General features: G+C 68.6%; 12 protein-coding genes. 1 reads left to right on the plus strand and 11 read right to left on the minus strand.

Going from position 1 to position 12,784, the window contains the following annotated elements; genetic code table 11:
- Window positions 1-17: 17 nt before the first annotated feature.
- From pyrF to ACFUEJ_RS16720, 10 genes are all read right to left on the minus strand, one after another.
- Entirely contained in the window at window positions 18-848 is an 831-nt protein-coding gene (gene pyrF / locus ACFUEJ_RS16675) for an orotidine-5'-phosphate decarboxylase (RefSeq protein ID WP_068971596.1), read from the minus strand.
- Window positions 845-4,180 carry a carbamoyl-phosphate synthase large subunit gene (gene carB, locus ACFUEJ_RS16680; RefSeq protein WP_226513224.1) on the minus strand — a complete coding sequence of 1,112 codons (3,336 nt, stop codon included), beginning with the start codon at window positions 4,178-4,180 and terminating at the stop codon, window positions 845-847. The genes pyrF and carB overlap by 4 nt, the downstream gene beginning before the upstream one ends.
- Window positions 4,180-5,349: a glutamine-hydrolyzing carbamoyl-phosphate synthase small subunit gene (gene carA, locus ACFUEJ_RS16685; protein ID WP_065632133.1), complete on the minus strand. Its 1,170-nt coding sequence runs from the start codon at window positions 5,347-5,349 to the stop codon at window positions 4,180-4,182. Before carA ends, carB begins: the two co-directional genes overlap by 1 nt.
- Entirely contained in the window at window positions 5,346-5,981 is a 636-nt protein-coding gene (locus ACFUEJ_RS16690; protein WP_065632132.1) for a hypothetical protein, read from the minus strand. Before ACFUEJ_RS16690 ends, carA begins: the two co-directional genes overlap by 4 nt.
- Window positions 5,978-7,285, minus strand: a complete 1,308-nt coding sequence (locus ACFUEJ_RS16695; protein ID WP_065632131.1) for a dihydroorotase — start codon at window positions 7,283-7,285, stop codon at window positions 5,978-5,980. The genes ACFUEJ_RS16690 and ACFUEJ_RS16695 overlap by 4 nt, the downstream gene beginning before the upstream one ends.
- Before the next feature lie 31 nt (window positions 7,286-7,316).
- Window positions 7,317-8,267 carry an aspartate carbamoyltransferase catalytic subunit gene (locus tag ACFUEJ_RS16700; protein WP_388030693.1) on the minus strand — a complete coding sequence of 317 codons (951 nt, stop codon included), beginning with the start codon at window positions 8,265-8,267 and terminating at the stop codon, window positions 7,317-7,319.
- Complete coding sequence (gene pyrR / locus ACFUEJ_RS16705; protein WP_068971602.1) at window positions 8,267-8,851, minus strand: bifunctional pyr operon transcriptional regulator/uracil phosphoribosyltransferase PyrR; 585 nt, start codon at window positions 8,849-8,851, stop codon at window positions 8,267-8,269. Before pyrR ends, ACFUEJ_RS16700 begins: the two co-directional genes overlap by 1 nt.
- 118 nt (window positions 8,852-8,969) lie before the next feature.
- Window positions 8,970-9,455 carry a transcription antitermination factor NusB gene (nusB, locus tag ACFUEJ_RS16710; protein ID WP_058250343.1) on the minus strand — a complete coding sequence of 162 codons (486 nt, stop codon included), beginning with the start codon at window positions 9,453-9,455 and terminating at the stop codon, window positions 8,970-8,972.
- A 3-nt stretch (window positions 9,456-9,458) separates the two neighbouring features.
- Window positions 9,459-10,022, minus strand: a complete 564-nt coding sequence (gene efp, locus ACFUEJ_RS16715) for an elongation factor P (protein ID WP_058250342.1) — start codon at window positions 10,020-10,022, stop codon at window positions 9,459-9,461.
- Between the two features lie 21 nt (window positions 10,023-10,043).
- Window positions 10,044-11,153 (minus strand): aminopeptidase P family protein, encoded by a 1,110-nt coding sequence (locus tag ACFUEJ_RS16720; RefSeq protein WP_165630129.1) that lies wholly within the window; start codon window positions 11,151-11,153, stop codon window positions 10,044-10,046.
- A 115-nt stretch (window positions 11,154-11,268) separates the two neighbouring features.
- Here ACFUEJ_RS16720 and ACFUEJ_RS16725 point away from each other — a divergent pair, with 115 nt between their 5' ends.
- Window positions 11,269-11,799, plus strand: coding sequence for a B-4DMT family transporter (locus ACFUEJ_RS16725; protein ID WP_068971612.1), 531 nt, complete (start codon window positions 11,269-11,271; stop codon window positions 11,797-11,799).
- A gap of 548 nt (window positions 11,800-12,347) precedes the next feature.
- On the opposite strand, the gene ACFUEJ_RS16730 is transcribed toward ACFUEJ_RS16725, so the two are convergent.
- Window positions 12,348-12,784, minus strand: a 437-nt coding sequence (locus ACFUEJ_RS16730; protein WP_388030679.1) for an integrase core domain-containing protein, incomplete at its 5' end; no start/stop codon positions are given.

Here is a 12,784-nt window from a genome sequence, read left to right on the forward strand (position 1 = left end):
GAAACCCTGACCGCACCTCAGCCCAGCGCGGCCTCGACCTCGTCGCGGGCGCGGACGAAAGCGTCGCGCAGGGCGATGGGATCGGGCCCGGCTCGGAGCACGCCGCGGGAACTGGCGGGCAGCACCCAGGCCGGGTCGGCCCCCTCGAACACAATCGGCAGGTCGGCGGCCGTTGCACCCTGGGCACCCAGCCCGGGGGCCAGGATCGGGCCGCGGAGGCCGGCGAGATCGAGCCCGTGCTCACGTGTCGCCCCGACGACCAGGCCGACGGTCGCGGTCCCGTCCGTGTTCTCGGCGGCCGCGGCGTCGACGATCGATTGCGCGACCGTCCGCTCCCCCACCTGTGCCCGCTGCAGCTCGCCGCCCTCCGGGTTCGACGTCCGCGCCAGCACGAAGACGCCGCGCTCGCCGGACCGCGCGAGATCCAGTGCAGAGCGCAGGGATTCGTAACCCAGGTAGGGAGACGCGGTGACCGAGTCGGCGCACAGCGGCGACGACTCGGACAACCAGGCCTGCGCGTAGGCGGCCATCGTCGAACCGATGTCACCGCGCTTGGCGTCGGCGATGACGAGGGCGCCCGCCTCGCGACAGCCCGCGACGACGCGTTCCAGCACCGCGAAACCCGCCGAACCGAACGGCTCGAAGAACGCGACCTGAGGTTTGATGACGGCGGCCACCGGACCCAGCGCCTCGACGCAGATGTCGGCGAACGCCGACAGTCCGTCGATGTCCACCGAGAGGCCCCATTCCTCGAGCAACGCGGCGTGGGGATCGATCCCGGCGCACAGACGCCCGCGCTCGACGACCGCCCTCGTGTAGCGGCCGCCGAACCCGGACGCGTCCGTCACGAGCGGCCGGCCAGGTCGGCGTGCCGGTTCTGCAGCGACCGCACCCCGATGTCGCCGGTCATCGCGGCCTCGATGCCCTGCACGGCGGCCGAGGCACCCTGCACCGTGGTGATACACGGGATGTTCACCGACACCGCGGCGCTCCGGATCTCGTAGCCGTCGACGCGGGGCCCCGAGTTGCCATACGGGGTGTTGATCACCATCGTCACCTCGCCGGCGCGGATGATGTCGACGATCGTGCGCTGCCCCTCGGCGGCCTCGAAGTGCTTGCGCACCGTCTCGCACTTGATCCCGTTGCGGCGCAACACGTCCGCGGTCCCCTCGGTGGCCAGGATGTCGAACCCCAGGTCGGCGAGGTGCTTCACGGGGAAGATCAGCGCCCGCTTGTCCTTGTTGGCCACCGACACGAAGATCTTGCCGCTGGTCGGGAGCGAGCCGTAGGCGGCGGTCTGCGACTTGGCGAATGCGCGACCGAAGTCGGCGTCGATGCCCATGACCTCGCCGGTCGACTTCATCTCGGGGCTCAGCAGGTTGTCGACCCCGCTGCCGTCATGGCGACGGAACCGATTGAACGGCAGGACCGCTTCCTTCACCGAGATCGGCGCCGTCGCCGGAGCCTCTCCGCCGCCGCCGGTGGCGGGCAGGATGCCCTGCTCCCGCAGATCGGCGATCGTCGCGCCGAGCATGACGCGCGCACACGCCTTGGCCAGGGGCACCGCGGTGGCCTTGGAGACGAACGGGACCGTCCGGCTCGCACGCGGATTGGCCTCGAGCACGTAGAGGATGTCGTCCTTGAGCGCGTACTGGACGTTGAGCAGACCCTTGACGCCGATGCCCTTGGCCAGCGCCTCGGTCGAGGTCCGCACCATCTCGAGGTCGGCGCGGCCGAGAGTGACCGGCGGCAACGCGCACGCCGAGTCACCGGAGTGGATTCCGGCCTCTTCGATGTGTTCCATCACGCCGCCGATGTAGACCTCGTCGCCGTCGCAGAGGGCGTCGACGTCGATCTCCACCGCGTCTTCGAGGAACCGGTCGACCAGTACCGGATGATCCGGGGTCAGCTCGGTCGCGCGAGAGATGTAGTCCTCCAGGGACTTCTCGTCGTAGACGATCTCCATGCCGCGTCCACCGAGGACGTACGACGGCCGGACGAGCACCGGGTACCCGATCCGGGCGGCGGTGTCGCGGGCCTCGTCGAAGCTCGTCGCGGTACCGAACGCCGGGGCCGGTAGTCCGGCGGCGGTCAGCACCTTGCCGAACTCGCCGCGATCCTCGGCGAGGTCGATGGCCGCCGGGCTGGTGCCGACGATCGGCACCCCGGCCTCCTCCAAACGGTGCGCGAGACCGAGCGGCGTCTGGCCGCCGAGCTGGACGATGACACCTTCGACGGTGCCCGACTCCGATTCGGCGTGGTAGACCTCAAGGACGTCCTCGAACGTCAGCGGCTCGAAGTAGAGACGGTCGGCGGTGTCGTAGTCGGTGGACACCGTCTCCGGGTTGCAGTTGACCATGACGGTCTCGTATCCGGCGTCCGACAGGGTCAGTGCGGCGTGCACGCACGAGTAGTCGAACTCGATGCCCTGACCGATGCGGTTGGGGCCCGATCCGAGGATCAGGACCTTGGGGCGCTCCGTCTGGGGCGCGATCTCACTGGTCGCCCCGGGGTCGAGTTCGTAGCTCGAGTAGTGGTACGGCGTCTTCGCCTCGAACTCGGCCGCGCAGGTGTCGACGGTCTTGTAGACCGGCCGTACGCCCAGCCCGATCCGGTGGGCGCGAACGGCCGCCTCGTCGGCGAAATCCGAACGCAGAGCGGCGATCTGACGGTCGGAAAAGCCGGTGGACTTGGCCTCGCGCAGCAACGCCTCGTCCAGCGTGTCGGCGTCGCGGATCTCCACTCCGAGCGCGGCGATCCCGCCGATCTCGGCGAGGAACCAGGGATCGATCGCAGTGGCCTCGTAGAGGTCCTGGATCGTCGCGCCGGCCTCGAAGGCGAGCATCAGCTTGTACAACCGGCCGTCGCGCGGGGTCTTGATGTCCTCGAGCAGTGCGGGCAGGTCAACGGTCGCCGGGTCGGGGCGGTTGGGCTCGGCCCAGAAGCCGCCGGCCTTCGTCTCCAGCGACCGCATGACCTTGCCGAGCGCCTCGGCGAAGCTGCGACCGAGGCTCATGGCCTCGCCCACCGACTTCATCGTGGTGGTCAGCGTGTCGTCGGCGCCCGGGAACTTCTCGAACGCGAACCGCGGAGCCTTCACCACGACGTAGTCGAGCGTCGGCTCGAAGCAGGCCGGCGTCTCCTTGGTGATGTCGTTGACGATCTCGTCGAGGCTGTACCCGATGGCGAGCTTCGCGGCGATCTTGGCGATCGGGAAGCCGGTGGCCTTCGACGCGAGCGCCGACGACCGCGACACGCGCGGGTTCATCTCGATGACGACGAGGCGGCCGTCGCGTGGGTCCTGGGCGAACTGGATGTTGCAGCCGCCGGTGTCGACGCCGACCTCGCGCAGGATGTCGATGGAGAGGTCGCGCATGATCTGGTACTCGCGGTCGGTGAGCGTCATCGCCGGGGCGACGGTCACCGAGTCGCCGGTGTGGACGCCGACCGGGTCGAGGTTCTCGATGGAGCAGACGACCACCACGTTGTCGCGGTTGTCGCGCATGAGCTCGAGCTCGTACTCCTTCCACCCGAGGATCGACTCCTCGATGAGGACGTTCGCGGTCGGGGAGGCGGCGAGACCGCCGCCCGCGATCCGGTCGAGGTCCTCGTCGTCGTAAGCCATTCCCGAGCCGAGACCGCCCATGGTGAACGACGGCCGGACGACGACCGGGAACCCGAGCTCGGCGACGGTGTCCCGCACCTCGTCCATCGTGTGGCAGACGCGGGACCGCGCGCTCTCCCCGCCGACCTTCTCGACGATGTCCTTGAACATCTGCCGGTCCTCGCCGCGCTGGATGGCGTCGAAGTCGGCGCCGATCAGCTCGATGCCGTACTTCTCCAGCGAGCCGCGATCGTGCAGTGCGACAGCGGTGTTGAGCGCGGTCTGACCGCCGAGGGTCGCCAGCACGGCGTCGATGGGATGCCCGGCGTCGCGCTCGGCCTCGATGACCTTCTCCACGTACTCGGCTGTGATCGGCTCGATGTAGGTGGCGTCGGCGAACTCCGGATCGGTCATGATCGTGGCCGGGTTCGAGTTGACCAGGCTGACCCGCAGGCCCTCGGCCTTGAGGACCCGGCAGGCCTGCGTGCCGGAGTAGTCGAACTCGCAGGCCTGACCGATGACGATCGGCCCGGACCCGATGACCAGGACGTGGTTGATGTCTTCGCGGCGCGGCATCAGGCACTCGCTCCTTGGGACTTGTCCCCTTCGAGCAGGGTGACGAACTTGTCGAACAGGTAGGCGGCGTCGTGGGGACCGGCGGCCGCCTCGGGGTGGTACTGCACCGAGTAGGCGCGGCCGGAGAGCAGCTCGACGCCCTCCACGGTGCCGTCGTTGGCGCAGACATGGCTGACCCGGGCGCGGCCGAAGTCGGAGTCGAACTCCTCGCCCGCCTCGCCTTCGAGCGCGAAGCCGTGGTTCTGCGAGGTGATCGAGACCTTGCCGGTGGCGTGGTCGACGACCGGGATGTTGATGCCCCGGTGGCCGAACTTCATCTTGTAGGTCGACCGGCCGAGCGCGCGGCCCAGGATTTGATTGCCGAAGCAGATGCCGAACAGCGGGATGTCCTGGCCGAGCACCCCGCGGGTGAGTTCGACGATGTCGTCGGCCGTGGCCGGGTCGCCGGGACCGTTCGAGAGGAACACCCCGTCGGGCTTGAGGTCGGCGATGGCGTCGAGCGCGACGGTCGCGGGCAGCACGTGGGTGCGGACGCCGCGTTCGGCGAACATCCGCGGCGTGTTGGTCTTGATGCCCAGGTCGATGGCGGCCACCGTGAACCGGTGCTGGTCGAGGGGTTCGACCACGTAACCGCTGTCGGTGGTGACCTCGTCGGCCAGCCGGGCGCCCTTCATGTCCGGCTGGTTGCGCACGCGGGCGACGAGTTCGTCGGTGTCGGCGAGCGCCGGGCCGGAGAAGATCCCGGCCTTCATCGACCCGTGGTCGCGGAGGATGCGCACCACGGTGCGGGTGTCGATACCGCCGATCCCGACGATGCCCTGACGGTCCAGCTCCTCTGCGAGGGAGGTCGTCGCGCGCCAGTTGGAGACGCGTCGGGTGGGGTTGCGAACCGCATACCCCGCGACCCAGATCTTGCCCGAGTCACCGTCGACGCCGGTGCTCCCGGCGCTGCCCGTGCTCTCGCCGTCCTCGGTGTTCCAGCCGGTGTTGCCGATCTGCGGCGCCGTGGCGACCACGATCTGCCGGTGGTAGCTCGGATCGGTCAGGGTTTCCTGATAGCCGGTCATCGCGGTGCAGAACACCGCCTCGCCAAGGGTCTGGCCGACTGCGCCGAAGCTCCGGCCGGTGAACACCTGGCCGTTCTCCAGCACCAAGACCGCTGTGTTCATTCCTGTGCCCCTTGTCCCTGTGGCCCGTGTCCACTGTCATGCGTCCCGGCGAAGGCGCTCACCCAGCCGGGGTAGATCGTTTTGTCGTCGGCGCGCACCCCGGAGTCGATCTCGGTGCCGCTGGGCAGGACCCAGCGGATGGCGAGGACGCCGTCGGCGGTCATCACCTTGCCCGCGATGCCGCGTTCGGTCCGGACCGCGGTGATCGATTCCCGGGGAATCCAGAGGTCACTGGCTCCCTGACGCGCGATGAGGATGCCCGTCTCGAACTCGGTCAGCACCGAGGACGCCCGGTCGCCGATGTCACCGACGGTCACCCGGTTCTGCCAGCTCGGCGCGATGGTGCTGCCGAGGTAGAGGCCGGTATCTGGACCTCTGAGTACCGCGCCCGGCTCGGTGGGGATCGTCGGCAGCGTGCCGATCACGTCGGCCTGCGCCGCGGTCTTCTTCCGATTCCCGGTCGCCAGCAGGTAGAACACCGACGCCACCCCGAGGGCGAGCAGTGCGACCACGCCGATGAACCAGGCGTTGAAGACGATTTTGCCGTATCCGAGCAGCGACGCGAGCACCGAGGCGACCACCAGCACCGCGAGGATCGCCGGTACCAGTCCACGCCTGGGTCTCGCGGTCATCGGGTCACCTGCCCGTCGTGGGCCGTCACCACGCCGCGCAGCACCGTCGCGGTGACGGTGGCGGGCATGGTCATCGACTCGAACGGGGTGTTGGCCGACAAGCTCGCCAGCTCGGGACCGTGCACCACCCAGGACGTGTCCGGGTCGACGACGGCCAGGTTCGCCGGCTCGCCGACCTCGATCGGACGACCCTGATCGGTGAGTTCGACAATCTGCGCGGGCCGCTCGCTCATCACTCGCGCGACGCCGCGCCAGTCGAGCAGGCCGGGCTTGACGAGGGTCTCGACGATGATCGGCAGGGCGGTCTGCAGGCCGAGCATGCCGGGCTTGGCCTGGGCGAACTCGCAACACTTCTCCTGCGCGGCGTGCGGGGCGTGGTCGGTGGCCACACAGTCGACGATCCCCTCGGCCAGCGCCTGTCGCAACGCCTCTTTGTCGCGGACCTCGCGCAGCGGCGGATTCACCTTGTTGACCGGGTCGTACGTCTCCAGCCGCGAGTCGTCGAGCAGCAGGTGGTGCGGGGTCACCTCGGCGGTGATCGCGATCCCCTGGTCCTTGGCCCAGCGGAGCAGTTCGACAGTACCCACGGTCGAGGCGTGGCAGATGTGGATGCGCGCACCCGCGTCGCGCGCGAGCAGGGCGTCGCGGATGACGATCGACTCCTCGGCCGCACGCGGCCAGCCCGCCAGACCGAGGCGCGAGGCCGTCGGCCCCTCGTTGGCAACGGCACCGACGGTCAGTCGCGGCTCCTCGGCGTGCTGTGCGATGAGGACGCCGAGCCCGGTCGCGTACTCGAGCGCACGGCGCATCAGGAGCGGATCGTCGACGCACTTGCCGTCGTCGCTGAACATCCGCACGCCGGCGGCACCGGCGGCCATCATGCCCATCTCCGCGAGCTGCTTGCCGCCCAGACCCACGGTCACGGCGCCGACCGGGTACACGTCGACGAGTCCGACCTCGCGCCCGGACCGCCACACGTTGTCGGTGACGGTCGAGTTGTCGGCCACCGGGCTGGTGTTGGCCATCGCGAAGACCGCGGTGTAACCGCCGAGCGCGGCGGCTGCCGAACCCGACCGGATGGTCTCGGTGTCCTCGCGGCCCGGCTCCCGCAGGTGGCTGTGGAGGTCGACGAACCCCGGCAGCAGCACGCCGCCCTTGCCGTCGATCGTCTCGGTGCCGTCGGGCGCTGTGACCGCGGAACCCATCTCGCTGATGACGCCGGCGACGACCAGGACGTCGATCGGCTCTCCCTCGCCGTACGGACGGACGGCGCGGAGAAGAACGGATCCGGTGCGGGCGGTCACTTCACATCTCCTGACACGATGTCGTGGGCGGTCACAGGCGTGCTCCCGCGGAATCAGAGCCGACGAGCAGCCGGAACAGGACCGCCATGCGGACGTGCACGCCGTTGCGGACCTGTTCGAGAACGGTCGCCTTCGGCGAATCGGCCACCGAGTAGCCGATCTCCATGCCGCGCAACATCGGTCCGGGATGCAGGACGACGGCGTCGTCGGCCAGCAACGCCATCCGACGATCGTTGAGCCCGAAACGGACCGAGTACTCGCGGGCACTCGGGAAGAACCCGCCGTTCATGCGTTCGGCCTGGACGCGGAGCATCATGACGGCGTCGACGGCCGGCAGCTCGGCGTCGAGACTTCCCGAGACGCTCACCGGCCACTGGTCCACCCCGACCGGCAGCAGCGTCGGGGGCGCCACCAGGACGACCTCGGCGCCGAGCGTCGAGAGCAGGTGGGCGTTCGACCGCGCGACGCGGGAGTGGATGATGTCGCCGACGATCGCGATCCGCCTGCCCTCGAGCGAACCGAGCCGCTGTCGCAGGGTCAGCGCGTCGAGGAGCGCCTGCGTGGGATGCTCGTGCGTTCCGTCGCCGGCGTTGATCACCGCGGGACCGTCACCGGCGGGCGTGGTCGTCCAGTCGGCGATCTGGGCCGGCGCGCCCGACGCCGGATGCCGGACGATCAGCGCGTCGGCGCCCGCCGCGTGCAGGGTCTTGGCCGTGTCGCGCAACGACTCCCCTTTGCCCGCAGAGGAACTCGAAGCACTGACATTGATGACGTCGGCACTCATCCACTTGCCCGCGACTTCGAAGGAGACCCGGGTGCGGGTGGAGTTCTCATAGAACACGGTCATCACCGTCCGACCGCGCAGCGTCGGCAGTTTGCGCACCTCACGCCCGGTCAGGGCCTGCTCGAAACGCTCGGCGTCGTCGAGGAGGGCGGTGGCATCGTCACGGCTGAGGTCTTGCGTCGACAACAGATGCCGCATCATGAATCACTCTCCGCGGCAACCGAACTCGACGCCGAGGCGAGGACGACCTCGTCGATGCCGTCGTGTTCGACGAGATGGACCGAGACCTGTTCGTCGCGGGCCGTCGGGATGTTCTTGCCGACATAGTCTGCGCGCAACGGGAGTTCGCGATGGCCACGGTCGACGAGGACCGCGAGTTGCACGGCCGCGGGACGACCGAGATCGCGCAGTGCATCGAGCGCGGCACGGACCGTCCGTCCGGAGTAGAGGACATCGTCGACCAGGATCACGATGGCGCTGTCGACGCCACCGGCCGGCACCATCGTCCGCTCGAGCGGGCGGTGTGGCTTGCCGCGCAGATCATCGCGGTAGAGCGTGATGTCGAGATATCCCACCGGCACGTCGACGCCCGCGAATTCGCCGATCTTGGCACCCAGCCGGGTGGCGAGAGATGTTCCGCGAGTGGGGATTCCGATGAGGACGACGCGAGGTGCGTCGGGCGAGTCCAGAGCAGTCTTCTCGATGACCTGGTGTGCGACACGGGCAATCGTGCGCGACACGTCAGCGGCATCGAGCAGCACCCTGGGAGCGGGGCTGGCCAAGGCCGACCTCCTTCTCCGCCTCGCAGGACGGATCGTTAAAGGATGTCTGTCTCGCGACACTCTACACCGGGCGGCGACGCCGACGAATTCCCGCGACGTACGCCACACCCGGTGCGGATCAGTTGGGCTCCGGCCGTCCGGGTGCGGCCCCACCGGGTTCGGCGGAAGCGGCTGCCCGGACCTGCGGCGCGAGCTCGGCGATCTTGGCCAGCACGCCGTTCACGAAGGCCGGCGAGTCGTCGGTCGAGAGTTCTTTGGCGAGTTCGACCGCCTCGTCGACGACGACGATCGTGTCGACGTCGAGGGAGTTGAACAGCTCCCACGTCGCCAGTCGCATGATGGCGCGGTCGACGGCCGGGAGGCGTTCGAGGGTCCAGTCACGCAGATACGACGAGATGACCGCGTCGACCTGACCCTGGTCCTCGGCGAGTCCCTGGATCACGGTCGCGGTGTAGTCGTGGATCGAGCCGACGCTCTCGTCCGAGCGGACGTATTCACGACGTTCGGCGACGAGCTGCGCGGGACTGACCTTCTTGGCCTCGGCCTCGAAGAGAAGGTCCACCGCGCGCCGCCGCGCCTTGTGTCGGGTTCCGGGTTGTTTCACAGGTCAGGAGTTGACGCGGCCGAGATAGCTGCCGTCGCGCGAATCGACCTTGAGCTTGTCACCGGTGTTGATGAACAGCGGAACCTGGATCTCGGCGCCGGTCTCGAGCGTGGCGGGCTTGGTGCCGCCGGTGGAACGGTCGCCCTGGAGTCCGGGATCGGTCTGGGCGACGATCAGCTCCACCGTGACCGGCAGTTCGACGAACAACGGGTTGCCCTCGTTCAGCGAGACCTGCACGGTCATGTTCTCCAGCAGGAAGCGGGCGCCGTCGCCGACGGTGGCCGGCGGCAGGGAGAACTGCTCGTAGTCCTGCGCGTCCATGAACACGTAGTCGGTGCCGTCGTTGTAGAGGAAGGTCATGTCTCGACGGTCGACGGTCGCGGTCTCGACCTTGACGCCCGCGTTGAAGGTCTTGTCGACGGTCTTGCCGCTCAGCACGTTCTTGATCTTGGTGCGCACGAACGCGGGGCCCTTGCCCGGCTTGACGTGCTGGAACTCCATGATCTGCCAGAGCTGGTCGTCCATGCGCAGCACGAGGCCGTTCTTGAAGTCGGCGGTGGATGCCATGTGGTTTTCGTTCCCTTGCAGTCAGATGACGGTGAATGTCTTGTCGGTGGCGGTCAGCAGGTCGGGGTCGCCGTCGGTGACCACCAATGTGTCCTCGATCCGGACCCCACCCCATCCGGGTAGGTAGACACCGGGCTCCACGGTGACCGCAGCACCGCATGGCAGTGTACCCGCCGCGAGTTTGCCGATTCCCGGCGCTTCGTGGATCTCCAGTCCCACTCCGTGACCGAGACCGTGCACGTAGTTCTCGCCGTGGCCGGCGTCGGCGATCACGTCGCGGGCCGCGGCGTCGACCGCCCGCAGGTCGGCCCCGGGCGTGAGGGCCCGGCGGCCGGCGGCCTGTGCGGTGGCGACGAGTTCGTAGAGGTCCCGCTGCCACGACGCCGCGCGCCTCAGGACGAAGGTCCTGGTCATGTCGGAGTGATACCCGCCGACCACCGAGCCGAAGTCGATCTTGACCAGATCGCCGTCCGCCAGAGCCGTGTGGGTGGGCCGGTGATGCGGGATCGCCGAGTGCGGGCCGGCGGCCACGATGGTCTCGAACGCGATCCCGTCGGCCCCGAGGCGATACATCTCCCACTCGAGCGCACGCGCGACCTGCCGCTCGGTCGTCCCGGCCCGCAGGACGCCGTCGGCGATGATCTGCGCCAGGGCCGCATCCCCGATCGCGCACGCCGCCCGGAGCAGCTCGATCTCCCCCGGTTCCTTGACCGCGCGCAGGTTCTGCACGACACCGGTCGTGCTGACGAGTTCGATCCCGGAGTCCCCGACAGCCGCGGACAGCGCTCGGTGCCCGGCCACGGTCTCGGTGTCGGCCTCGAAGCCGACGCGACCCGCCCCGGCGGCCCGGGCGTGGTCGACGAGGGCACGCGCCACCGAGCGTTCGATGATCGGCTCGACGTCGGGCACCTGTTCGGCGACCTGGGTGAGATACCGGCCGTCGGTGGCGATCCGGTCGCCGGCCGGATCGTCGACGTCGATCAGCACGGCGGCGTTGGAGCCGGTGAACCCGGTCAGGTAGCGGACGTTGACGAGGTCGGAGACGACGAGGAACGAGACCGGGTCGTCCGCGGTACGCAGTTCGGCACGCAGCCGGGCGCGGCGGCCTGCGGTGTCATGGTTGATCGGCACCCTGGCCACGCTACGGCCGGCGCCCGAGCCGCGCGAACCCGCCCGACCCGCGAAACCCGACCACTTCGACCAGGGTGTGTCCGCTGTCACCACCCCCGTGCGTAAGATGACGCGCATGTCTTCGTGGTTGGTGCGCGGTCTGACGATGACCGCAGTTCACGTCCTCGCCCGCGTCTTGCTGGGATTCGCCGTGGTGCAGGCGCCGCTGAACTCGACGATCTGGCGCACCATCGCGATCGCGGTCGTCGTACTCATCGCCCTGGTGTGGGGTGGTTACGACGGCATCCGCGACGCCCGCGCCAACCCGGATCCCGATGACTACGAGGATCTGACCGTCCGCTGGCTACAGGCCGGTGTCCTCGCCGGCGTCCTCGCCGGGCTGATCTCCTGGATCCTCGGCACGGTCGTCCTGGCCGGCATCGGGCAGGCCAGCCTGTTCATCGAGCTCATCGCCGGGGCGTCGTTCACCGCACTGCTCGTCTTCGTCCCGGCCTTCATCGGCGCTGCGATCGGCCGTTTCCTCGTCCGGCGCGACCAGAACAAGGGCGCACCCGACGACGACTGGTCGGTGCACGAGGATCGTTCGCACCGCCACGACGGCGGGACCGAGGCCGACTCGGACGCGCCGACGCAGCGCATTCGCTGAGGCTCAGGACGAAGCCCCCCGTGCGAGTGGCCGAATTCTCAGCTCCCTGAGGTACGAGCGAAGCGAGCCACCTCCTGCTCCCTGAGGAGCGCTCGGAGCTTGCGGAGGGCGCGTCACGAAGGGTCCTCGCAACTCGTCTCGCCAGGACCCTTCGAGGCTCGTCGCTGATATGTAGTGCTGCTCTGTCAAGTCCCATGGCGAAATTGCCTCCTTCTCAGGGGCTGTTGTGGGGTTGGCCACCCGCCGCGGTGTGTGGTGGTCGTTACTCGCGACGGTGTTGTCGGACTGATATACGCGGGTTGGTTACCGCTCAACGGTGTTCGACAGGAGATGAAAACGCTGGCCGACGGGTCTATGTAAACGTGCGTACCGTGCACCCAAAAGTGCTGGCGCACATAGCGACGCCGTGGATTCGTTCCCTGTTCACCACAGCGGGAGTCCCGCGACGGGTGGCCAAGATTGTGTGTCAGTGCTGGTTAGTCGTCGAGCACCGCCAGCGACCAGCACCAGCCGGCGAGTGAATCGCCCCGGGTTTGCTGGAGGCTCGGTTAGTTGGTTCCAGCGTTTGCGGGGACCGGGTTCTCACGGTAGCTGGTGACGGTGTGGGTCGACCAGTAGGCGCTCTCGTACTCGACGGGTGGGACGTGTCCGATCTCGCCGTGCAGGCGGCGGTGGTTGAACCATTCGACGTACTCAGCGACGGCGATCTCGACCTCGCCCACACCTGCCCAGCCGCCTCGCGGGCGCATCACGGGGTTACGGATGCATTCGGCTTTGAACAGCGAGTTGAACGCCTCAGCCATCGCGTTGTCGTATGAATCCCCTTTGGAGCCAACAGATGTCACCGCTTCGGCTTCGGCCAGTCGTTCGGTGTAGCGGATGGCTCGGTATTGCACTCCGCGGTCGGAGTGGTGGATCAGCCCGGCCACGTCGTGGCCGGCACGCGACCGTGCCCACAATCCCATGTTCAGGGCGTCGAGGGCGA

It is taken from the genome of Gordonia sp. NPDC057258 (assembly GCF_042668985.1).
In the GTDB taxonomy this organism is placed as follows: domain Bacteria; phylum Actinomycetota; class Actinomycetes; order Mycobacteriales; family Mycobacteriaceae; genus Gordonia; species Gordonia hongkongensis.

What these genes read in the sequence shown, in the direction of transcription:
- ACFUEJ_RS16725 (WP_068971612.1), top strand. Translation starts at nt 11,269, where the DNA reads ATGTCTTCGTGGTTGGTGCGCGGTCTGACGATGACCGCAGTTCACGTC.
- carA (WP_065632133.1), bottom strand. Translation starts at nt 5,349, where the DNA reads ATGAACACAGCGGTCTTGGTGCTGGAGAACGGCCAGGTGTTCACCGGC.
- efp (WP_058250342.1), bottom strand. Translation starts at nt 10,022, where the DNA reads ATGGCATCCACCGCCGACTTCAAGAACGGCCTCGTGCTGCGCATGGAC.
- ACFUEJ_RS16690 (WP_065632132.1), bottom strand. Translation starts at nt 5,981, where the DNA reads ATGACCGCGAGACCCAGGCGTGGACTGGTACCGGCGATCCTCGCGGTG.
- carB (WP_226513224.1), bottom strand. Translation starts at nt 4,180, where the DNA reads ATGCCGCGCCGCGAAGACATCAACCACGTCCTGGTCATCGGGTCCGGG.
- ACFUEJ_RS16700 (WP_388030693.1), bottom strand. Translation starts at nt 8,267, where the DNA reads ATGCGGCATCTGTTGTCGACGCAAGACCTCAGCCGTGACGATGCCACC.